This is a genomic window from [Bacteroides] pectinophilus (assembly GCA_025146925.1).
Taxonomy (GTDB): Bacteria; Bacillota; Clostridia; order Lachnospirales; family Lachnospiraceae; genus Bacteroides_F; species Bacteroides_F pectinophilus.
Genome location: CP102260.1, coordinates 1,376,511 through 1,398,003 on the forward strand (window position 1 = coordinate 1,376,511; position 21,493 = coordinate 1,398,003).

Below are 21,493 nucleotides of genomic sequence, written 5' to 3' on the forward strand. Positions count from 1 at the left end.
TAAATCTGAAAGCAAGATGGTGATTACATGACGGAGAATAATGTTATTAAAGTTGACAGTAATGAGAATATTATAAGCGATCCGGCACAGATGCCGCATCATCATGAAGAAGATGAGATATCGCTTGATGCACCGGCGGATTTTACAAGTCCGGATGTGTTGTATGCACAGCTTGTAGACACTATTAAGAAGTATCATCCGTCAACGGACATGTCACAGATTGAAAAAGCATATAAGATTGCCACCAAAGCACATGAGGGGCAGTTCCGTAAGTCGGGTGAACCATATATAATTCACCCTATTTGTGTTGCCATTATTCTTGCTGAGCTTGAACTTGATAAGGAATCAATTATTGCCGGACTGCTGCATGATGTTGTCGAAGATACGGTTATGACAACAGATGATATCACAAGAGAGTTCGGAGCGGAAGTCGCATTGCTTGTTGACGGCGTAACTAAGCTGACTCAGCTCAATTACGAGCATGATAAGATAGAGATTCAGGCTGAGAATCTCCGTAAGATGTTTCTTGCAATGGCTAAGGATATCAGAGTAATCATGATAAAGCTTGCCGACAGGCTTCACAATATGAGAACAATGCAGTATCAGTCACCTGCGAAGCAGATAGAGAAGTCCCGTGAGACTATGGAGATATATGCGCCTATAGCACACAGGCTTGGTATATCCAAGATTAAGGTAGAGCTTGATGACCTCTCAATGCAGTATCTTATGCCGGATGTTTATAATGATCTTGTTAAGCAGATTAACATGAACAAAGAGAACCGTGAAGCATTTATCAAGAGCATCATTAAGGAAGTTAAGATGCATATAGAGAATGCCGGTATTGAGGCGGAGATTGACGGACGTGTTAAGCATTTCTTCAGTATATACCGTAAGATGGTCAATCAGAATAAGACGCTTGACCAGATATATGACCTGTTTGCAGTAAGAATCAAGGTTGAGACGGTTAAGGACTGTTATGCGGCGCTCGGTGTTATTCATGAGATGTATAAGCCTATACCGGGACGTTTTAAGGATTATATCGCAATGCCTAAGGAGAACATGTATCAGTCACTCCATACAACGCTGATTGCATCCAACGGACGTCCGTTTGAGATTCAGATAAGAACATATGAGATGCACCGCACGGCTGAATATGGTATTGCGGCACATTGGAAGTATAAGGAAGGTAAGACAGGAGAGACCGGCAACCAGAATGAGGAGGCTAAGCTTAGCTGGCTTCGCCAGATTCTTGAATGGCAGCGTGATATGTCAGATAATAAGGAGTTCCTTTCTTCTATTAAGAATGACCTTAATCTGTTCTCTGACAGTGTATACTGCTTTACTCCGACAGGCGATGTCAAGAATCTTCCGACAGGCTCAACACCGATAGATTTTGCGTACAGCATTCATACTGCCGTAGGTAATAAGATGGTAGGCGCCAGAGTTAATGGAAAGCTTGTTACGATAGATTACCAGATTAAGAATGGCGACAGAATAGAGATTATCACATCACAGAATTCCAAAGGACCGAGCCGTGACTGGCTTAAGATTGTCAAGAGCACGCAGGCGCGTAATAAGATTAATCAGTGGTTCAAGCAGGAACTCAAGGAAGATAATATATTGCGCGGTAAGGAGCTCATTGACAAATATGTAAAGTCAAAGGGGCTTGTGCTTGCCGACTATACTAAGCCGGAATTTGTAGACAAGTGTCTTGCCAAGTATGGATTTAAAGACTGGGATTCCATGATGGCGTCTGTGGGGCATGGCGCTCTTAAGGAAGGCCAGGTTGTTAATAAGCTTATAGATGAATATGAGAAGAAGCGTAAGTCAGAGATAACAGACAGCGATATAATTAAGTCAATACCTGATGATACGAAGGGAAAGGCATCCAAAGGCAATGCAAGGAATCCGATTGTAGTTAAGGGCGTTCATGATGTTGCCGTGCGTTTTTCAAAGTGCTGCAGTCCTGTGCCGGGTGATGAGATTGTCGGCTTTGTTACGAGAGGACGTGGCATATCGATTCACAGAACTGACTGCATCAATGTAATTAATCTTCCAGAGCATGAGCGGGCAAGGCTTATAGATGCCGAATGGCAGGAGGAAGCTGCATCAAAGGATACCTACAGTGCAGAGATTAATCTCTATGCCATGAACAGGACGGGGCTTCTTGTTGATGTATCTAGAGTTCTTACGGAAGCCAATATTGACGTTAAGAACCTTAACTGCCGCGTTAATAAGCATGACAAGGCAACGCTCAGCATAGGATTTGACATTCATGGACGCGAGGAACTTCAGAGAATAGTTGATAAGCTCCGCAATATTCCGGGCGTTGATGATATTGAAAGGACAACAGGCTGATATGGCAGGCAATCTGACAGTGAAGAGTAATGTGGTTGGAATGATTGGAACCAACAGTTATCTTCTTATTAACAATACAACAAAGGAAGCAATTATAGTAGATCCCGGAGCTGAGGCAGGCAGAATTGAAAAGTCTGTTAAGGATAACGAAGTTACTCCGGCTGCAATATTGCTTACACACGGACACTTTGACCATATACTTGCGGCTAATGAGCTGCGGGAATTGTATGGCATACCTGTATGTGCAGGCAGAGAGGAAGAACAGCTCCTTGCAAGCAGCATGCTTAATCTTTCGACAGATTATGGCTGCACATGCACGGTTAAGCCGGACAGGCTTTTTGAAGATGGTGAGCATGTAATGCTTGCCGGTTTTGATATAGAAGTTATCGCAACTCCGGGACATACAGGAGGATGTGTATGCTATTATTTTGAGCAGGAGAGCGTTCTTATAAGCGGTGATACGTTATTCCATAACGCCGTGGGAAGAACTGACCTTGCGACAGGAAGCTCCAAGGCAATAATACAGTCCGTACACAGACTTATTAAGCAGTTACCTGCTGATACAAAGGTATATCCGGGGCACGGAGCTCCTACAGATATTGGATGGGAGGAAGAGAATAACCCATATTGCTATGATATATCTTAATATAGACGACAGAGAATTTTATGATGATGCAGTTGTGCTTGTAAGGTCATTCTATCCCCGCACTGAGGTAGGAGAATATGACGGACAGAATGTAACTCCTGAGGATATTATAATCAGGCCTGACATACCTGAGAAGGAAGGCAGAAGCAGAAGTGAACTGCATGAAGAATTTAAAACAGATTTATACAAAAAGCTTGAGAAAATGACCGGACGCACGTTACCGTGGGGCAAGCTTACAGGAGTAAGGCCAAGTAAGATTGCTGTTAATCTTATAGAGAACAAAACGTCTGATGAAGATATAATAAAGCTTTTTATGGATAAGCATTACGCATCTGAGGCTAAGGCTAAGCTTGCACTTGGTGTTGCACACAAGGAACTCGGACTTCTCGGACAGAGAGATTATATTAACGGATACAGTCTTTATATAGGAATACCATTCTGTCCGACTACATGCCTGTACTGCTCATTTACATCATATTCAATTGATAAATGGCATGACAGGGTTGAAGAGTATCTGTCAGCACTGTTTTGTGAGATGGAATTTGTTGCCGCGAAGCTTAAGAACAGAAGGCTTGATACCATATATTTCGGAGGAGGAACACCGACAACCCTTAGCGCCGACCAATTGGACAGGCTTCTCGGACACATGGAGAAGTGTTTTGATATGTCAGACATTGTAGAGCTTACGGTAGAGGCAGGAAGACCTGACAGTCTTACCATAGACAAGCTGAAGGTGCTTAAGGCACATAATGTGGGACGTATCTCGATTAATCCTCAGACGATGAATCAGGCTACGCTTGACATAATCGGCAGAAAACATACGGTTGAGCAGGTTAAGGAAGCATTTGCAATGGCACACGAATGTGGGCTTGATAATATTAATGTTGACCTTATCATGGGGCTTCCGGGTGAGGATGAAGCGATGATCCATCATACGCTGGATGAAGTTAAGAAACTTGCACCTACAAGCCTGACCGTACATTCTCTTGCAATTAAGAGGGCTGCAGCTCTTAATATATGGCGTGATAAGTATCAGGCATATGCACTTAATAATACAGATGAGATAATTGATGCAGCAGCGGCTTGTGCAGCAGATATGGGCATGGAGCCGTATTATATGTACCGCCAGAAGAATATGGCAGGGAATTTTGAGAATGTCGGATATTCAGTTCCGGGGCTTGAATGCATTTACAATATCCTGATAATGGAGGAAAAACAGTCAATAGTCGCACTTGGAGCAGGCGCTTCGACCAAGATTGTTATGCCACAGGATGACGGTTCTGTGCGTATCGAAAGAATCGAGAATGTTAAGAGCGTAAAGGACTATATCGAAAGAATAGACGAGATGATTGAACGTAAGAATGGAGATGTGTTCAATTACCTTGTTAATAATTAGGATGCTAAGATATTTCAGATATAATATTAGCTAATAATGATGCCGCATATGCGGCAGAATGGAGGATATTACAAAATGGCAGAATCAATGCAGGGACTTAAGAGAACTAACCGTTGTGCTGAGGTAGGCACTGCTGATATAGGCAGGGAAGTAACGGTTATGGGATGGGTCCAGAAAAGAAGAAATCTCGGAAGTCTTATATTTGTTGACTTAAGAGACAGAAGCGGATTACTTCAGATTCTCTTTGATGAGAATAATATTGGAACGGAAGGATTTGAAAAAGCATCTTCATTAAGAAGTGAATATGTTATCGCTGTAACAGGTAAGATTGCTAAGCGTTCAGGCGCTGTTAATGAGAATCTTAAGACAGGTGATATTGAAGTAATTGCTACAGACCTTCGTATTCTTTCAGAGGCACAGACACCTCCATTTCCTATTGAGGCTGATTCCAATACTAAGGAAGACTTAAGGCTTAAGTACAGATATCTTGATCTTAGAAGACCTGACATTCAGGCTAATATCATGATGAGAAGCCGTGTGGCAACTCTTACAAGGGCATTCCTTGCCAATGAGGGATTCCTGGAGATAGAGACTCCTATGCTTTGTAAGAGTACACCTGAGGGTGCGAGAGATTACCTTGTACCAAGCCGTGTACATCCGGGACATTTTTACGCACTTCCGCAGTCACCACAGCTTTACAAGCAGCTCCTTATGTGCTCAGGATATGACCGTTATATGCAGATTGCAAGATGTTTCCGTGATGAGGACCTCCGTGCAGACAGACAGCCTGAGTTCACACAGATAGATATGGAGCTTTCATTTGTTGATATTGATGATGTAATCGATGTTAACGAGAGACTTCTTGCGTACCTTTTCAAGGAAGTACTTAATGTTGATGTACAGCTTCCGATTCAGAGAATGACGTGGCAGGAAGCTATGGACAGATTCGGTTCGGATAAGCCGGATCTCAGATTCGGAATGGAACTGCACGATGTATCTGATGTAGTTAAGGGATGCGGTTTTGGCGTATTCACAGGAGCAATCGAAAATGGCGGTTCAGTGAGAGGTATTAATGCCAAGGGACAGGGTGCAATGCCTCGTAAGAAGATAGATGCACTGGTGGATTTTGCCAAGGGCTACGGAGCAAAGGGTCTTGCATATATTGCAATCAATGAGGATGGCACATATAAGTCATCATTTGCCAAGTTCATGACTGATGATGAGATGAAGGCACTTGTAACAGCAATGGAAGGTGAGCCGGGAGATCTTCTCTTATTTGCAGCAGATCGCAATAAGATTGTATGGAATGTACTCGGTGCACTCAGAATAGAGCTTGCCGGACAGATGGGACTTCTTGACAAGAATGAATATAAGTTCCTCTGGGTAACAGAGTTCCCTCAGTTTGAGTGGTCGGATGAAGAGAACAGATACGTTGCAATGCATCATCCGTTTACAATGCCTATGGAAGAGGATCTTGATAAGCTTGATACAGATCTTGGTGCAGTACGCGCCAAGGCTTATGATATAGTCCTCAACGGAACAGAGATAGGCGGAGGAAGTGTCAGAATCCATCAGGAGGATGTTCAGGAGAGAATGTTCAGGGCACTCGGATTCACTAATGAAGAGGCTCATGAGAAGTTCGGATTCCTTCTTGATGCATTCAAGTATGGTGTTCCGCCGCATGCAGGACTTGCATATGGTCTTGACCGTCTTGTAATGCTTATGGCTAAATGCGACAGCATCAGGGATGTAATTGCATTCCCTAAGGTTAAGGATGCATCATGTCTTATGACAGAAGCACCGGGAACTGTAGATGCAAAGCAGCTTGAGGAACTTTCACTCGATATAGCTGCTGCGGAGCAGGACGATAAGTAATATATAATTATACAACAAAACATAAAATAACAAAATAACATTGCCTATAGCAGAAAGGGGGAATTATTATGAAAAAACTGCAGTCTATACGTTATAAGCTTATAGCCGGTTTTATTCTGCCTGTTGTGCTGATTATTATACTTGGAGTTATGTCATATACAACCGCTTCCAAGGCTGTGACATCAAGCTTTGAGGCTTCAGCGCAATCTGCAATTCAAAAAACTGCAGAGTACTATGACCTTATGTTCTCCGGAATCAAAGCATCCGCCAATGAACTGGTCAATGACTCTGTTGTTCAGGGGTATTATTCAGGGAGTTATGAGACAAACAGTGTTGAGGAGGCCAATGCGTATTCTGACATACGTGCCAAGGTAACATCGGTATCTACAACCAACACGCAGATAAAAGGTATGTACATATTCGGCAAGAGCGGCAAGGATATATACCTTAGTGCCAATTCAATGTCAGGTTCTGAGTATTCCAATATTAATAAGACTGATGAGGCAAAGAAGATAGACAGCGACCGCTCGGTATGGCTTTCAAGCCACAGCTATATTGATTCACAGACCAATATTGACTATGGTGTTTCGTATGGCAGACAGGTAATCGGCTCATCGAAGAGAGGTGTCGGTTACATGTTTGTTGATATTGATAAGGAATACATTGTTAATCCGATATCAAGCGTTGATATCGGTAATAAGAGCATGGTTGCACTTATTGCACCTGATGGCGGTGAGAATGTAGTGATTAAGGATTCTGAGGCTGAAGATGGCAGAGTGTATTTTGCTGATAAGGATTTTTATACACAGGCGCTTGAATCAGAGAATGAATCAGGGTATTCATATGTAAAGTATGACGGCAAGTCACAGCTTTTCATATATTCAAAGACCGGCAGTGAAGGCTTCATGGTATGTGCACTTGTACCGAGAAGTGTAATTGTTGCACAGGCCGGTGGAATTAAGTTCATAACAATTACAATGATTATCATTGCACTCATAGGTGCAATTATAATCGGCGGAATAATGGCAGCTGATATTGGTAACGTCATTAAGAAGGTTATTGGCGGAACTGACAAGGCAGCCAACGGAGATCTTACGGCGACTGTTAATGTCCACAGAAAAGATGAGTTCGGAGCTCTTGCCGGAGGTATCAATAATATGATTGGCAATATGAAGCAGCTTATTAATGATACTAAGTCGGTATCGGGCAGGGTTGATGAGTCGGCGGCTGTTGTTACGGACAGTGTACATACAATGCTTAGTGCAACAAGAGAGATTACTGATGCCATAAGCGGAATTGAGAAGGGAATAGTCCAGCAGGCAGAAGATTCAGAAAGCTGCATGAAGCAGATGGACGAACTCTCAGATAAGATTAATGTGGTATCTGATAATTCAGAAAAGATAGCAAGAATAGCTGAATCAGCACGTGACATAGTAAAGTCGGGACTTGATACAATTGACGTGCTTAATACTAATGTGCATGATACAGTAGGAATTACGACTGAAGTAATCAGCGGTATAGAGCAGCTTGAGACAGCGACAAAGTCTATCGGCAAGATTGTTAATGCAATCAATGATATCGCAGACCAGACCAATCTGCTTTCACTTAATGCATCTATTGAGGCAGCAAGAGCAGGCGAGGCAGGCAGAGGATTTGCTGTGGTTGCGGATGAGATTCGCAAGCTTGCAGACCAGTCGGTTGAATCTGTTAACCAGATAAGGGAGATTGTTGAAGATATCACATCCGGAACAAGACAGACAGTTAACGTTGCAAGAAGAGCTGAGGATGTAGTTGCTGTTCAGGAGAATTCACTTAAGGATACTGTTACTGTATTTAATGACATTCAGAGCCATGTAGGGGAGCTTATACAGAGCCTTGAGTATATAACAAGCGGAATAACTGATATTGCAACGACAAAGGCTGATTCAATCATGTCAATACAGAATATTTCGGCAGTATCCCAGGAGACAGCAGCAACAGCAGAAGAAGTTACACAGAACGCTGATAAGCAGATGAAAGCAGTTGAGGCACTTAATGCAGCAGCTGAGAAGCTTGACAGGGATGCACATGAACTTGAAGAGGCAATAGGGCTCTTTAAAGTAGAGTAACATTTGTTAATTGCATTTATCCAATGATGAATGTATATTATATATAATTTAATTTATGGAGGTTATAGGATGTATTCATTTGATGAAGTATCAGGGTTTGATCCTGAACTTGCGAAAGCAATGGATGACGAGCTTAATCGTCAGAGAACACACATCGAGCTTATTGCTTCAGAGAATCTTGTAAGCAAGGCAGTTATGGCAGCAATGGGAAGCCCGCTTACCAACAAGTATGCAGAAGGATATCCGGGAAGACGTTATTATGGCGGATGTGAGTATGTAGATGTTGTTGAGACACTTGCAATCGAGAGAGCTAAGAAGCTGTTCGGATGCGAATATGCCAATGTTCAGCCACATTCAGGTGCACAGGCTAACTTAGCAGCATTTTTCGCACTTGTAAACCCTGGGGACACTGTAATGGGAATGAGCCTTGATGCAGGCGGACACCTTTCACACGGCTCACCGGTTAATATTTCAGGAAAGTACTTTAATATTGTTCCTTATGGTGTTAATGAGGAAGGCTTCATCGACTATGACGAGGCAATGAGAATTGCAAAAGAGTGCAGACCAAAGCTTATTGTAGCCGGCGCAAGCGCATATGCAAGAACAATTGATTTCAAGAAATTCAGAGAGATTGCAGATGAAGTTGGCGCATATCTTATGGTAGATATGGCTCATATTGCAGGTCTTGTTGCAGGTGGACAGCATCCAAGCCCAATCCCATATGCAGATGTAGTTACAACAACTACACATAAGACATTAAGAGGCCCTCGTGGCGGTATGATTCTTTGCAAGAGTGCTGAATTTGCCAAGGAGATTAACTTCAATAAGGCGGTATTCCCAGGTATCCAGGGCGGTCCTCTTATGCATGTAATCGCAGCTAAGGCAGTATGCCTCAAGGAAGCATTGGATGACAGCTTCAAGGATTATGCAAAGGGAATCGTTGATAATGCACAGGCACTTGCCAACGGACTTATGAGCAGAGGATTTGACCTTGTATCAGGCGGTACAGACAATCATCTTATGCTTGTTGACCTGAGAAGTAAGAATGTAACAGGTAAGGAAGTTGAGAAGCTTCTTGATGCAGCTAACATTACATGTAATAAGAATGCAATTCCTAATGACCCTGCAAAGCCTAATGTAACAAGCGGTATCCGTCTCGGAACAGCAGCAGTAACAACAAGAGGTTTCAATACAGCAGACATGGATGTCGTTGCTCAGGCAATTGCACTCCTTGTTGATGATGTAGAGAAGAATCGTGACGAGGCTATGGCACTTGTTAAGACTCTTACAGATAAGTATCCTCTTTACGAGTAATACATAATTATTAATATCGCAGCCGTGCTGATTATATATGGCATTGGCTGCGGTATTTTTTATTATAATACTTTGAATATCAAAATAGTATTGACAAATGATAATCTGATGGCTATAATACAAAACATAATATTTTGAATATCAAAATATATGAAAATTCAGACGCAGACCAATGCGTCTAAGGATTGGAGACTGATGAAATCCAGAATAATAGGAACAGGGAGCAGCTGTCCCGAATATGTCATGACAAATGACATGCTCTCACAGCTGGTTGATACGAATGATGAATGGATACAGACAAGAACCGGAATATGCAGACGGCATATTGCAGACAGGAATGATGATGCTGCATGTCTTAAGCTTGCTGCCGAAGCTTCACAGAAGGCATTGATACGAGCAGGGACGAATGCAGAGGATATAGACATGATACTGTTTGCAACATCAACGCCGGATTCTGTATATCCCAATATGGCATCACTTCTGCAGAGGAAACTCGGTGCAGTTAACGCAGCCGGTTATGACATTAACGCGGCGTGCTCGGGCTTTATATATGCCCTGTCGGCTGCAGATGCATTTATAAGGGCAGGCATGGCTGAGAAGATACTTCTGGTTGGAGCCGAGATTATGTCAAGGCATGTAGACTGGAATGACAGAAGCACATGTGTGTTGTTTGGTGATGGGGCAGGAGCAGTGGTCATTGCACCGGATGATAAGTATGGGATTGAGGCACTGTCACTTCATAATGATGGTAATGCCGGTGATGCATTAAGCTGCAGCACATCAGGGCATATAGCAATGAATGGACAGGAAGTGTTCAGATTCGCGGTAAGACGGGTGCCTGAGGTTATAGAAGAGGTGCTTGGCAAATGTGGCTGGTCAAAAGAAGATGCAGATTTATATGTACTTCATCAGGCCAACATAAGAATAATCCAGTCAGCAGCCAGAAGGCTTGACATAGATATTGACAGATTTGCGGTTAATCTTGATGAGTATGGCAATACATCAGCAGCCAGCATACCGCTTCTGCTTGCACAGCTTGACGAGGAAGGCAGGCTTGAACAGGGAAAAAGAATCGTCTGTTCGGGATTTGGAGCAGGACTGTCATGGGGAGCCGCAGCGCTGACATGGTAACAGAACCAAAATTTAAAATTATGAAATGCAGGAAGAATATATAGCCTGCGGAATGGAGAAAAAGATATGTTAGAGAAAATGAAAGAAATTATTGCACAGCAGCTTGGAGTAGACGAGGAAGAAGTAAAGGCAGAGAGCAGATTCAAGGAAGACCTCAAAGCAGATTCACTTGACCTTTTTGAACTTGTAATGGCACTTGAGGATGAGTACGGGATTGAGATTCCATCAGATGACCTTCAGAATCTTCTTACAGTCCAGAATGTAATGGATTACCTTAAGTCTAAGGGAGTTGAAGCGTAATGAAGACACAGATTACGGAACTGCTTGGAATTGAATATCCTGTAATTCAGGGTGGCATGGCGTGGGTTGCGGATGCGCAGCTTGCAGCCAATGTATCAAAGGCAGGCGGTATTGGATTTATCGGTGCAGCCAATGCACCGGCTGAATGGGTAAGAGAACAGATACATATTGCGAGACAGATAACAGATAAACCGTTTGGAGTAAATGTAATGCTGTTAAGCCCACATGCTGACGAGGTTGCGGCAGTAGTTTCCGAAGAAAAGGTTGCGGCAGTTACTACGGGAGCCGGCAATCCGGCAAAATATATGGAAATGTGGAAGAACAGCGGTATCAGGGTTATCCCGGTAGTTGCATCAGTCGCACTTGCCAGAATGATGGAAAAATGCGGAGCAGATGCAGTGGTTGCTGAAGGAATGGAGTCAGGTGGACATATAGGCGAACAGACAACAATGTCACTTGTACCACAGGTCGTTGATGCGGTTTCTATCCCGGTCATAGCAGCCGGAGGAATAGGTGACGGAAGAGGAATGGCTGCAGCATTTATGCTTGGAGCGCAGGCCGTACAGATAGGAACAAGATTTATTGTAGCCAAAGAATGTAATGTCCATCAGGCATACAAGGACAGAGTGATTCAGGCAAGAGACATAGATTCGGAAGTCACGGGAAGAAGCACCGGACATCCGGTAAGGTCACTGCGCAATCAGATGACAAGAAAATATCAGGCACTTGAAAAGGAAGGTGCAGGCTTTGAAGAGCTTGAACTGCTTACACTCGGAGCACTCCGCAAGGCTGTAGTTGACGGTGATGTGAAGAACGGAACAGTAATGGCAGGACAGATAGCAGGACTAATCAAAAAAGAACAGACATGCAGTGAGATTATAAAAGAGCTCATGGATGGCATGAGTAATGTAATAGAGCATGTCAGAGGTGAAATATGAAAATAGCATTTATGTTCCCGGGGCAGGGAGCACAGTATGTCGGCATGGGAAGAGATTTTTATGAGAACTATCCCGAGGCAGGAGCTGTTTTTGATATGGCAGGACAGGCGGCAGGATTTGATGTACGTCGTGTATGCTTTGAAGAAAATGATGATATAAACAGAACAGAATACACGCAGGCAGCCATGCTTGCAACAGAATGTGCAATCCTTGAAGTGGTACAGAATATGGGGATTAAAGCAGATACTGCGCTCGGACTCAGTCTTGGGGAGTATGGTGCGCTTGTTGCGGCAGGCGTACTGAACGCATATGATGCAATCAGTATAGTCAGACAGCGAGGAATACTTATGGAACAGGCAGTACCGGCAGGACAGGGAACAATGGCGGCAGTGCTCGGTGCGGATTCAGAGCTTGTTGAGAATGTTCTTGCAGAATGTTCAGGAACAGTAACCATAGCTAATTACAACTGTCCGGGGCAGCTTGTCATCTCAGGAGAGACATATGCGGTACGTGCTGCATCAGAGGCACTCAAATCTGCAGGAATAAAAAGGGTTGTGGAGCTTAATGTAAGCGGACCGTTCCATTCACCACTTCTTGAACAGGCAGGAGAAAAGCTTGGCAGCGTGCTTGATAATTACACATTTAACAGGCCGGCAATACCATATGTGGCCAATGTAACGGCTGATTATGTGACGGATGAGCCAAAGGTAAAAGAACTCCTTATGAAGCAGGTCAGCTCATCAGTACGCTTTGAGCAGTCTGTGAGAAGACTTATCGGAGATGGCACAGATACATTTATTGAGATAGGTCCGGGACATACGCTGTCATCATTTGTTAAAAAGACAGACCGCAGTGTCAATATCATTAATATTGAAAAGACGGAGGATCTTAAGAAGCTGGAGGTGCTTAATGCTTAATAAAAAAGTTGCGCTTGTCACAGGTGCCGGAAGAGGCATCGGAAGGGAGACGGCATTACAGCTTGCCAGACAGAATGCAACAGTCATTGTTAATTACAATGGCAATAAGGCTGCGGCAGAAGAGACGGTGCGTATTATAACCGAAGCCGGAGGAACGGCAGAATGTATGCAGTGTTCGGTGGCTGATTATACAGCTGTTGAGCAGATGGTTAAGACAATTATTGAAAAATACGGTTCTATAGATATCCTTGTAAATAATGCCGGAATAACTAAAGACAATCTGTTAATTGGCATGAGTGAGAAAGATTTTGATGATGTATTGGATACCAACCTGAAAGGAGCCTTCAACTGTATCCGCCATGCTGCAAGACAGATGATAAAGCAAAGAAACGGACGAATTATAAATATTACGTCTGTGGTTGGATTGTCAGGCAACGCAGGTCAGGCCAATTATGCGGCAAGTAAGGCAGGCATAATAGGGCTTACGAAGTCGGTGGCAAGAGAACTGGCAACACGCGGAATAACTGTAAATGCGGTAGCACCGGGATATGTTGATACTGATATGACAAAAGTGCTTAAAGAACCGGTCAAGGAGGCTGTCATGCAGCAGATACCAATGAAGCGGATGGGAAGACCGGAGGATATTGCTGATGCTGTAATATTTCTTGCATCAGACCGGGCTTCATATATAACAGGACAGGTACTGTCAGTTGATGGCGGAATGCATATGTAATGATTGGAGAGGCAATGAAAAGAAGAGTTGTAATTACCGGAATGGGTGCAATAACGCCTATAGGCAACAGCGTTGATGAATTCTGGGCCGGAGTTAGGCAGCAGAAGGTTGGAATAGATTTTATAACCAGATTTGATGCATCGGATTATAAAGCGAAGCTTGCAGCAGAGGTTAAGAACTTTGATGCAAAGAATTATATGGATTTTAAGATGGCAAAGCGCATGGAGACATTTTCACAGTATGCGGTTGCAGCAGCAGGAGAAGCCATTGCGGATGCCGGACTTGACATGGCTGATGAAGATGCATACATGGCAGGTACTTCTGTGTCATCCGGAATAGGAAGCCTTGATGCAATGGAGAGGGAGCACAAGAAGCTTCTTGAGAAAGGTCCGTCAAGAATTAATCCGCTGCTTGTGCCGCTTATGATTACCAATATGGCAGCAGGTAATGTTGCGATTGCCTTCGGTCTTAAGGGCAAGAGCCTTAATGTTGTGACGGCGTGTGCATCAGGAACCAATGCAGTCGGGGAAGGCTACAGAAGCATTCAGTCGGGCGAGGCAGATATTATGGTATCAGGTGGAACGGAAAGTGCTGTTACACCTATAGGAATTGGCGGCTTTGCAGCACTTACGGCGCTGTCTGCGTCAACTGACCCTAAGAGGGCATCAATACCGTTTGACAGGGACAGAAGCGGCTTTGTAATGGGAGAAGGTGCCGGAATCCTCGTGCTTGAGGAACTTGAACATGCGAAGAAAAGAGGAGCACATATATATGCGGAGATTACCGGATACGGCTGCTCTAATGATGCATTTCACATAACATCACCTGCAGAGGATGGAAGCGGTGCGGCGAGAGCCATGACTAATGCCATGAATGAAGCGGGTGTAAGACCGGCGGATATTGATTATATAAATGCTCACGGAACTTCAACACATCATAACGACCTGTTTGAGACAAGAGCAATAAAGCTTGCATTCGGAGAGGACGCATACGGCGTAAAGATAAGCTCAACAAAATCAATGGTAGGACATATGCTCGGTGCTGCCGGTGCGGTAGAGTGCATCGCATGTGTAAAGACGATTCAGGACGGATATATTCATCCTAATGTAGGACTGGAGAACACGGAAGATGAACTTGATCTTGATTATGTAAAGGGCAAAGGGATTGAGAGTGATGTTACATACGTTATGAGTAACTCACTGGGATTCGGCGGACATAATGCAAGCATAATCCTGAAAAAATATGAAGCGTAGAAGGACAGAGAGGTAGTGTATGGAACTTGATAATATTCTGAAACTGATAGACCATGTCTCTAAGTCAGAGCTTTCAAGCTTTTCTCTTGATGAGGACGGAACCTCAATCAAGATGGAGGCAGGAAGAATATCAGTGACTGCTTCGCCTGACAATATGGCGGTTATGGCATCGGATGTTGAGATAAAACCGGCAAAGACAGAACAGCAGCACGGCAGTAATGCGGCAGATACGCAGATACAGGGTAATGTAGTCAGCTCTCCGCTTGTCGGAGTGTTCTATGAGGCATCATCACCTGATGCGGATGCATTTGTGGCAGTCGGAGACAAAGTGGTAAAAGGACAGACGCTTGGAATAATCGAGGCAATGAAGCTTATGAACGAGATAGAAAGTGAATATGAGGGAACTGTCCTTGAGGTACTTGTAAAGGATAAAGATACGGTTGAATATGGTCAGCCGCTGTTTGTAATTGGTTAAGGAGTTGATACCGGTATGCTTAATACAAGACAGATTATGGATATAATTCCACACAGACACCCGTTTCTGCTTGTGGACAGAATAGAAGAGCTAAAGCCCGGCATCCGTGCCGTCGGTGTTAAGGCTGTTACATATGATGAGCCTTATTTTTCGGGACATTTTCCTGATGAACCCGTTATGCCGGGGGTGCTTCAGATTGAGGCATGTGCGCAGGTCGGAGCAGTAGCGATACTTTCGCTGGATGAGAATAAAGGTAAGACAGCGTATTTCGGAGGAATAAGTTCTGCAAGGTTCAAGAGGAAGGTTGTTCCGGGGGATGTGCTTACAATGGAGTGCGAGATTATAAAGAGAAAAGGACCTGTCGGAGTGGGAAAGGCAACCGCAAAGGTTGGTGACGAGATTGCACTTACGGCGGAGCTTACATTTGTAATAAATTAATGGAGAATTGGTAATGTTTAATAAGATTCTTATAGCCAACAGAGGAGAGATAGCTGTACGTATAATCCGTGCATGCCGCGAGATGGGAATTAAGACCGTTGCAGTATATTCTGAGGCAGACCGTGATGCGCTTCATACACAGCTTGCGGATGAGGCAGTCTGCATAGGTCCGGCGCAGGCAGCAGACAGCTATCTTGATATGGAAAAGATAATAAGCGCAACAATAATCACCAAAGCAGAAGCAATTCATCCCGGATTTGGATTCCTTTCGGAAAACAGCAGATTTGCAACATTATGTGAAAAATGCAATATAAAGTTCATAGGTCCTGACGCAGCACTTATCGAAAGTCTCGGCAATAAGTCTGAGGCAAAGAATACAATGCAGGCGGCAGGAGTCCCTGTAATTCCCGGTACAAAAAAGCCTGTATATGACTGGCAGGAAGGGCTGAAATTTGCGGATGAGGCAGGTTATCCGGTTATAGTAAAAGCAGCACTCGGCGGTGGAGGCAAGGGCATGCGCGTTGTCAGCAGCCATGATGAATTTGAACATGAATTTCTTACGGCACAAAGAGAGTCTGAGAGTGCGTTCGGTGATGGCACGATGTATATTGAAAAATATATTGTCAATCCGAGACATATTGAATTCCAGATACTTGCGGATGAGCATGGCAATGTTATTCATCTTGGTGAACGTGACTGTTCAATACAGAGAAGGCATCAGAAGCTTATAGAGGAATCACCGTCAGTTGCGGTGGATGCCGGGCTGAGAAAGAGAATGGGAGAGACGGCGGTCCGTGCGGCAAAGACAGTAGGTTATAAGAATGCGGGGACAATAGAATTTCTCCTTGATAAAGACAATAACTTTTACTTTATGGAAATGAATACGAGAATTCAGGTAGAACACGGCGTGACAGAGATGGTCACGGGAACTGATATCGTGAAAGAACAGATACGAATCGCAGCAGGCCTTGAGCTGTCATACAGGCAGGAGGATATAGTAATCAGGGGGCATGCGATTGAATGCAGGATAAATGCCGAAGACGCGGCACACAATTTCCGCCCGTGTCCGGGAACAATCGGTGATATTCACATACCGGGAGGCAATGGAATAAGAATCGATACCGCTGTCTATCCGGGATGCACGATTCCGCCGTACTACGATTCAATGATTATGAAGGTGGTGGTCTGTGACAGAGACAGACAATCCGCAATTAATAAGATGATAAGTACTCTTGGAGAGGTAGTAATAGACGGACTTACTACTAACCTTGACTTTATGTATGAATTACTGCATGAAGCTGATTACCGGAATGGACGGATTGATACCGGATATATAGAGAGGCATAACCTATAACAGGTTCGTTTATTGCAGAAAGGAATTTATTATCATGCTTTTAAAAGGCGTTTTTAAAAAGACAAATTATATTCCGATTGACGGTGCAGACCGTGACGGTAAGGATATGCCCAATATCCCGGACGGACTTTTTACGCAGTGCCCTGAATGCGCAGGCTCTGTATTTACAGATGAGCTTGAAAATAATATGATGGTATGTCCAAAATGCGGGCACCATATGAGAATGAAAGCATCAGATCGCATAGCCATGATTGCTGACGAGGGAAGTTTTGAGGAGTGGGATAAAAACATGCCGGTATCTGACCCGCTGCAATATGAAGGATATCCTGATAAGATAAGTTCGGTAAGGAAATCAACGGGACTTGATGAAGCAGTAGTTACAGGCAGATGCCTTATTAGCGGACATGAGTGTGTTATATGTGTATGTGATTCACATTTTCTTATGGGGAGCATGGGCGAGAATGTCGGTGAGAAGATAACACGCGCAGCAGAAAAAGCCACAAGACTCAGGCTTCCGATTATTATATTCACCTGCTCGGGCGGAGCAAGAATGCAGGAGGGAATTGTGTCACTTATGCAGATGGCAAAGACCTCCGCAGCGCTCAAGCAGCATGATGAGGCAGGGCTTCTGTATATAACGGTGCTTACGGACCCGACAACAGGTGGTGTGACAGCAAGCTTTGCAATGCTGGGAGATATAATACTTGCAGAGCCGGGAGCACTTGTAGGCTTTGCCGGCCCGCGTGTCATAAGGCAGACGATAAGACAGGAGTTACCGGAAGGCTTTCAGCGTGCGGAATTCCTGCTTGAACACGGACTGATTGACAATATCGTGCGTAGGAAAGATATGAAGGAAACTCTTGCACATATTCTTGCAATGCACGACATGCCGGATGATACACATATGCCGGAATACAAGGAATACCTTAAAAATATTTATACGAAAAATACAAAGAATACAATGAATGCGGAAAATTCAGACAATGAGCTGCCGCTTAAGAGTGCGTGGACACGCGTACAGACTGCAAGAGACAAGAAACGTCCGACAGCACTCGATTACATTGAAAATGTTACAAAAGGCTTCTATGAGCTGCACGGTGACAGAACCTACAGGGACGATCAGGCTATAGTAGGCGGCATTGCAATGTTTGGCAAAATGCCGGTGACAGTTATCGGACAGCAGAAGGGGCGCAATACCAAGGAGAATATGAAGCATAACTTCGGCATGCCATATCCGGAAGGTTACAGAAAAGCTCTGCGTCTTATGAAGCAGGCAGAGAAGTTCGGACGCCCCGTAATCTGCTTTGTTGATACGCCGGGTGCATACTGCGGAATTGAGGCGGAAGAGCGGGGACAGGGCGAAGCAATTGCCCGTAACCTGTTTGAAATGTCGGCACTCAAAGTCCCGGTTCTTTCGATTGTCATAGGCGAAGGCGGAAGCGGCGGCGCACTTGCAATGGCTGTAGGCAACGAGGTATGGATGCTTGAAAATGCAGTGTATTCCGTGCTTTCACCGGAGGGCTTTGCATCAATCCTCTGGAAAGATGCCAAGAAAGCTCCTGAGGCGGCAGAGGCAATGAAGATAACCGCCGCTGACTTAAAAAAGCTCGGCATAATAGAGCGCATACTTCCGGAATTCCCGGCAGCAACTCAGAAGAATCTCAGGCAGATTACATGCTACATGAAATACTGTATAACGGATTTTATGATAAAGTATTGCGGAATGACGCAGGATGAGATAGTAGCTCAGAGGGGCAAGAGGTTTAGGGAGATGTAAAACTTCAAGAGGAATTGGAGTATTACGGAAATTGTAAATTGAGCGGACGTGGGAGAAATCCTGCGTCCTTTTTTTAGGTGCGGATAAATATTATAGATGTTATAATAAAAAAGATTGGAGGATTAATCATGCTGACTACACCATTGGGAGATATAGAAATATACATAGATAATAAAAAAATAGAATATGTCGAAAGGAATATTAGCACATCAGATAAACTATGTCCTGATGTAGATGGCAGATATAGTATAGAAGTTAATTTTATCCCAGATGGTAAATTCCATGTTATTTCTTGCAAAATCAAGGATTATATTTCATCCAAAGAAGACGGAATAGAATCAGGTGAACGATTGGAGATGAAGTCATTTTACAGAGATAATACTAAATTGTCGATAGGTATGGAAGGTGATGCTGGATATTATCCTGATGGAACACGTGCATCAGATGTGTATGATTATGATAATGATTATATGGAAGATGGCGTTTCGTATCTGATTTTGGAAGAAACGAAGACAACAAGGTATGTGTTTGGGGTGGCTTGGATTGAGAATGTAACGGCAGAAAATGATGTACAGACATGGTTTGGAGCAGATCCAACACTATTTTAGGAGATGATGTAATAAAATGTTTGGAAAAAAGAATGAGTTACAAGTGCAAGTAGAGCAATTGCCGGATATATTTGAAGACAATGGACTGGCACTTGTTGAAATAGAAGATGATAAAGTAATCAACAGAATTATAAGTGCTGTTCCACAGTTGGCACAGGCAGGAGTAAATGTAGGTGCAGTAGCAGAAGGAATGCAATTGGCAAATCAAGGTGTATATCAGGCAATACTACCGGCAGGAGCAAAATTGGTAAATTCTAAGGATATGGAAGGTGCTGTAAGAGGTTTCTTTAGAAATAAAAAAGAAATTGCAGGGCAAGCAAATTGGATGAATGCTGATAGTACTGTAAATAAAATTGCAGCAGCAAATATTGCTAATGCTGCTATGGGAGCGGCAGCTCTTGTAGTGGGACAATATTATATGAAACAAATCAATGATGAATTAGCAGATATGAATAGTAATATCTCTAAATTAGCGAATTTTCAGATGGCAGAGTACAAAGGCAAAGTACTAACCCTTATGACGCAGGTAAAAAGAGCATCTGAGTTTCAGACGGAGATACTTGAAGATAATAATTTACGGAATGAAGAAATCCAAAGACTTCAAGGATTGGAGACAACATGCATGGATTTACTTAATCAGGCAAATGTAACTATTTCAGAGTTAAGCAGTAAAGAGGGAGAGTCTTTTGAAAAATATGATAAGTTGATGAGCGAAGTGGCTATTTGGCAAAAGTATCAAGGAGCATTAACAGAAGTGCTATACATGATTGCAGATTTGAACTATACATTACATTTAGGAGCCATATCAAAGAAACAATGCTATGCCGCTTATTCTGATATGTATGCTATGGAAAATAACTTAATTGATAAGCTAAGAAAATGGCACGAATTTCATAAAAAGAAGTTTAAAATAGATGTCGATCAGGCACGTATGGAAAGACAGGGAATAGATGCAGCAATACATAAGCCACTAGAGCTGATTAGTGAAAAATGGAAATATAGGAATATAGGAAAAGAAGCGGTTACAAATATCCGAGTGCAAAGAAACATTCAAATTAATGATAGAACTTTGGATATGAGAGACCTGTACAACGAAGATGTAAGGCTTATAGCAAAAGAGGGAAAACTGTATTATAGCACGATATGAGTTATAGAGGACACAAGTGGTCCTCTATTTTTTATTCATCATCGTCTTCAAAAGTAAAGATGTCTTCTACTGTAGTATCAAAGACTTTGGCAATATCCATAGCAAGTTTTAAGGAAGGATTGTATCTGCCATTTTCGAGATTACCAATAGTTTCACGCCGGACGCCTACAAGTTTGGCGAGTTCGGCTTGCTGCATATTGCGTTCTTTGCGAAGTTCATGAAGTCGGGTTTTTAGTATTGGCATTAGCAGCCCTCCTTTTCATACTTCAGAAAGAGCAATCCGGGAAGTATCTGTGATGCAGCAACGAAAAATCCGTATGCTTTGTAAAAAGGAAATGAAATAAAGCCAGATATAATTCCTACTGTCATCATAGAACAAAGCAGTATCTCAAGGCTCATACTTTTAGCTGCCCAGATATGCTGTATACTCATTTCATCATCGGATTCCTGTCTGACTAATAGGGTGTAAAAAGAGCAGATTGCACTTACAAATAAAAGTACAGCTCCTATTATTCTAATTGGTTTAAAAGGAACCAAGTTTGAAATTGAGTATAGAAGCCATAGACAGCCATTGATTATATAGCGGATTGTATATTTTTGAGTTACTGACAAAGTCTCTTTTTCTTTATCCATAATATTAGCCTCCAATGTGGTATATTTCTAACATATGTTGCAAATATATCACATTAATAGTAAAATGTAAAGAAAAATGTGCGAAATAAATC

20 protein-coding genes are annotated in these 21,493 nt (G+C 43.1%); 18 read left to right on the plus strand and 2 right to left on the minus strand.

Going from position 1 to position 21,493, the window contains the following annotated elements; genetic code table 11:
- Positions 1–90 precede the first annotated feature (90 nt).
- The 18 genes from NQ488_06415 (at position 91) to NQ488_06500 (ending at position 20,768) form a co-directional block, all read left to right on the plus strand.
- Positions 91–2,358, plus strand: a complete 2,268-nt coding sequence (locus tag NQ488_06415) for a bifunctional (p)ppGpp synthetase/guanosine-3',5'-bis(diphosphate) 3'-pyrophosphohydrolase (protein UWN97116.1) — start codon at positions 91–93, stop codon at positions 2,356–2,358.
- On the plus strand, positions 2,339–3,004 hold the full coding sequence (locus tag NQ488_06420) for an MBL fold metallo-hydrolase (protein UWN96928.1): 666 nt from the start codon (positions 2,339–2,341) through the stop codon (positions 3,002–3,004). Before NQ488_06415 ends, NQ488_06420 begins: the two co-directional genes overlap by 20 nt.
- On the plus strand, positions 2,991–4,400 hold the full coding sequence (hemZ, locus tag NQ488_06425; protein UWN97117.1) for a coproporphyrinogen dehydrogenase HemZ: 1,410 nt from the start codon (positions 2,991–2,993) through the stop codon (positions 4,398–4,400). Before NQ488_06420 ends, hemZ begins: the two co-directional genes overlap by 14 nt.
- A gap of 75 nt (positions 4,401–4,475) precedes the next feature.
- Complete coding sequence (aspS, locus tag NQ488_06430) at positions 4,476–6,275, plus strand: aspartate--tRNA ligase (protein ID UWN96929.1); 1,800 nt, start codon at positions 4,476–4,478, stop codon at positions 6,273–6,275.
- A 68-nt stretch (positions 6,276–6,343) separates the two neighbouring features.
- Positions 6,344–8,383 carry a methyl-accepting chemotaxis protein gene (locus NQ488_06435; protein UWN96930.1) on the plus strand — a complete coding sequence of 680 codons (2,040 nt, stop codon included), beginning with the start codon at positions 6,344–6,346 and terminating at the stop codon, positions 8,381–8,383.
- A 69-nt stretch (positions 8,384–8,452) separates the two neighbouring features.
- Complete coding sequence (locus tag NQ488_06440) at positions 8,453–9,697, plus strand: serine hydroxymethyltransferase (GenBank protein ID UWN96931.1); 1,245 nt, start codon at positions 8,453–8,455, stop codon at positions 9,695–9,697.
- A gap of 150 nt (positions 9,698–9,847) precedes the next feature.
- Positions 9,848–10,828, plus strand: coding sequence for a ketoacyl-ACP synthase III (locus tag NQ488_06445; GenBank protein ID UWN96932.1), 981 nt, complete (start codon positions 9,848–9,850; stop codon positions 10,826–10,828).
- A gap of 66 nt (positions 10,829–10,894) precedes the next feature.
- A complete protein-coding gene (gene acpP, locus NQ488_06450) occupies positions 10,895–11,128 on the plus strand; it encodes an acyl carrier protein (GenBank protein UWN96933.1) in 234 nt (77 codons plus the stop codon).
- A complete protein-coding gene (gene fabK, locus NQ488_06455; protein ID UWN96934.1) occupies positions 11,128–12,066 on the plus strand; it encodes an enoyl-[acyl-carrier-protein] reductase FabK in 939 nt (312 codons plus the stop codon). The genes acpP and fabK overlap by 1 nt, the downstream gene beginning before the upstream one ends.
- Complete coding sequence (fabD, locus tag NQ488_06460) at positions 12,063–12,983, plus strand: ACP S-malonyltransferase (protein ID UWN96935.1); 921 nt, start codon at positions 12,063–12,065, stop codon at positions 12,981–12,983. Before fabK ends, fabD begins: the two co-directional genes overlap by 4 nt.
- Entirely contained in the window at positions 12,976–13,716 is a 741-nt protein-coding gene (gene fabG, locus NQ488_06465; GenBank protein ID UWN96936.1) for a 3-oxoacyl-[acyl-carrier-protein] reductase, read from the plus strand. The genes fabD and fabG overlap by 8 nt, the downstream gene beginning before the upstream one ends.
- 14 nt (positions 13,717–13,730) lie before the next feature.
- Positions 13,731–14,969 carry a beta-ketoacyl-ACP synthase II gene (gene fabF / locus NQ488_06470; GenBank protein ID UWN96937.1) on the plus strand — a complete coding sequence of 413 codons (1,239 nt, stop codon included), beginning with the start codon at positions 13,731–13,733 and terminating at the stop codon, positions 14,967–14,969.
- Between the two features lie 19 nt (positions 14,970–14,988).
- Entirely contained in the window at positions 14,989–15,444 is a 456-nt protein-coding gene (gene accB, locus NQ488_06475) for an acetyl-CoA carboxylase biotin carboxyl carrier protein (GenBank protein UWN96938.1), read from the plus strand.
- 15 nt (positions 15,445–15,459) lie between these two features.
- Positions 15,460–15,882 carry a 3-hydroxyacyl-ACP dehydratase FabZ gene (gene fabZ, locus NQ488_06480; protein ID UWN96939.1) on the plus strand — a complete coding sequence of 141 codons (423 nt, stop codon included), beginning with the start codon at positions 15,460–15,462 and terminating at the stop codon, positions 15,880–15,882.
- Positions 15,883–15,895: 13 nt separating this feature from the next.
- Positions 15,896–17,236: an acetyl-CoA carboxylase biotin carboxylase subunit gene (locus tag NQ488_06485; protein ID UWN96940.1), complete on the plus strand. Its 1,341-nt coding sequence runs from the start codon at positions 15,896–15,898 to the stop codon at positions 17,234–17,236.
- A 34-nt stretch (positions 17,237–17,270) separates the two neighbouring features.
- Complete coding sequence (locus tag NQ488_06490) at positions 17,271–19,013, plus strand: acetyl-CoA carboxylase carboxyltransferase subunit alpha (protein ID UWN96941.1); 1,743 nt, start codon at positions 17,271–17,273, stop codon at positions 19,011–19,013.
- 128 nt (positions 19,014–19,141) lie between these two features.
- Entirely contained in the window at positions 19,142–19,621 is a 480-nt protein-coding gene (locus NQ488_06495) for a hypothetical protein (GenBank protein UWN96942.1), read from the plus strand.
- A 16-nt stretch (positions 19,622–19,637) separates the two neighbouring features.
- The gene (locus tag NQ488_06500; GenBank protein UWN96943.1) at positions 19,638–20,768 is read left to right on the plus strand and encodes a hypothetical protein; all 1,131 of its coding nucleotides are present in this window, start codon (positions 19,638–19,640) and stop codon (positions 20,766–20,768) included.
- A 31-nt stretch (positions 20,769–20,799) separates the two neighbouring features.
- On the opposite strand, the gene NQ488_06505 is transcribed toward NQ488_06500, so the two are convergent.
- A complete protein-coding gene (locus NQ488_06505; GenBank protein UWN96944.1) occupies positions 20,800–21,012 on the minus strand; it encodes a helix-turn-helix transcriptional regulator in 213 nt (70 codons plus the stop codon).
- Positions 21,012–21,401, minus strand: coding sequence for a hypothetical protein (locus NQ488_06510; GenBank protein UWN96945.1), 390 nt, complete (start codon positions 21,399–21,401; stop codon positions 21,012–21,014). The genes NQ488_06505 and NQ488_06510 overlap by 1 nt, the downstream gene beginning before the upstream one ends.
- Between the last annotated feature and the right edge of the window lie 92 nt (positions 21,402–21,493).

Bases quoted from the DNA above. Each gene is read 5' to 3' on its own strand.
- NQ488_06415 (UWN97116.1), top strand. From the start codon at position 91: ATGCCGCATCATCATGAAGAAGATGAGATATCGCTTGATGCACCGGCG.
- hemZ (UWN97117.1), top strand. From the start codon at position 2,991: ATGATATATCTTAATATAGACGACAGAGAATTTTATGATGATGCAGTT.
- aspS (UWN96929.1), top strand. From the start codon at position 4,476: ATGGCAGAATCAATGCAGGGACTTAAGAGAACTAACCGTTGTGCTGAG.
- NQ488_06435 (UWN96930.1), top strand. From the start codon at position 6,344: ATGAAAAAACTGCAGTCTATACGTTATAAGCTTATAGCCGGTTTTATT.
- NQ488_06440 (UWN96931.1), top strand. From the start codon at position 8,453: ATGTATTCATTTGATGAAGTATCAGGGTTTGATCCTGAACTTGCGAAA.
- NQ488_06445 (UWN96932.1), top strand. From the start codon at position 9,848: ATGAAAATTCAGACGCAGACCAATGCGTCTAAGGATTGGAGACTGATG.
- acpP (UWN96933.1), top strand. From the start codon at position 10,895: ATGTTAGAGAAAATGAAAGAAATTATTGCACAGCAGCTTGGAGTAGAC.
- fabK (UWN96934.1), top strand. From the start codon at position 11,128: ATGAAGACACAGATTACGGAACTGCTTGGAATTGAATATCCTGTAATT.
- fabD (UWN96935.1), top strand. From the start codon at position 12,063: ATGAAAATAGCATTTATGTTCCCGGGGCAGGGAGCACAGTATGTCGGC.
- fabG (UWN96936.1), top strand. From the start codon at position 12,976: ATGCTTAATAAAAAAGTTGCGCTTGTCACAGGTGCCGGAAGAGGCATC.
- fabF (UWN96937.1), top strand. From the start codon at position 13,731: ATGAAAAGAAGAGTTGTAATTACCGGAATGGGTGCAATAACGCCTATA.
- accB (UWN96938.1), top strand. From the start codon at position 14,989: ATGGAACTTGATAATATTCTGAAACTGATAGACCATGTCTCTAAGTCA.
- fabZ (UWN96939.1), top strand. From the start codon at position 15,460: ATGCTTAATACAAGACAGATTATGGATATAATTCCACACAGACACCCG.
- NQ488_06485 (UWN96940.1), top strand. From the start codon at position 15,896: ATGTTTAATAAGATTCTTATAGCCAACAGAGGAGAGATAGCTGTACGT.
- NQ488_06490 (UWN96941.1), top strand. From the start codon at position 17,271: ATGCTTTTAAAAGGCGTTTTTAAAAAGACAAATTATATTCCGATTGAC.
- NQ488_06495 (UWN96942.1), top strand. From the start codon at position 19,142: ATGCTGACTACACCATTGGGAGATATAGAAATATACATAGATAATAAA.
- NQ488_06500 (UWN96943.1), top strand. From the start codon at position 19,638: ATGTTTGGAAAAAAGAATGAGTTACAAGTGCAAGTAGAGCAATTGCCG.
- NQ488_06505 (UWN96944.1), bottom strand. From the start codon at position 21,012: ATGCCAATACTAAAAACCCGACTTCATGAACTTCGCAAAGAACGCAAT.
- NQ488_06510 (UWN96945.1), bottom strand. From the start codon at position 21,401: ATGGATAAAGAAAAAGAGACTTTGTCAGTAACTCAAAAATATACAATC.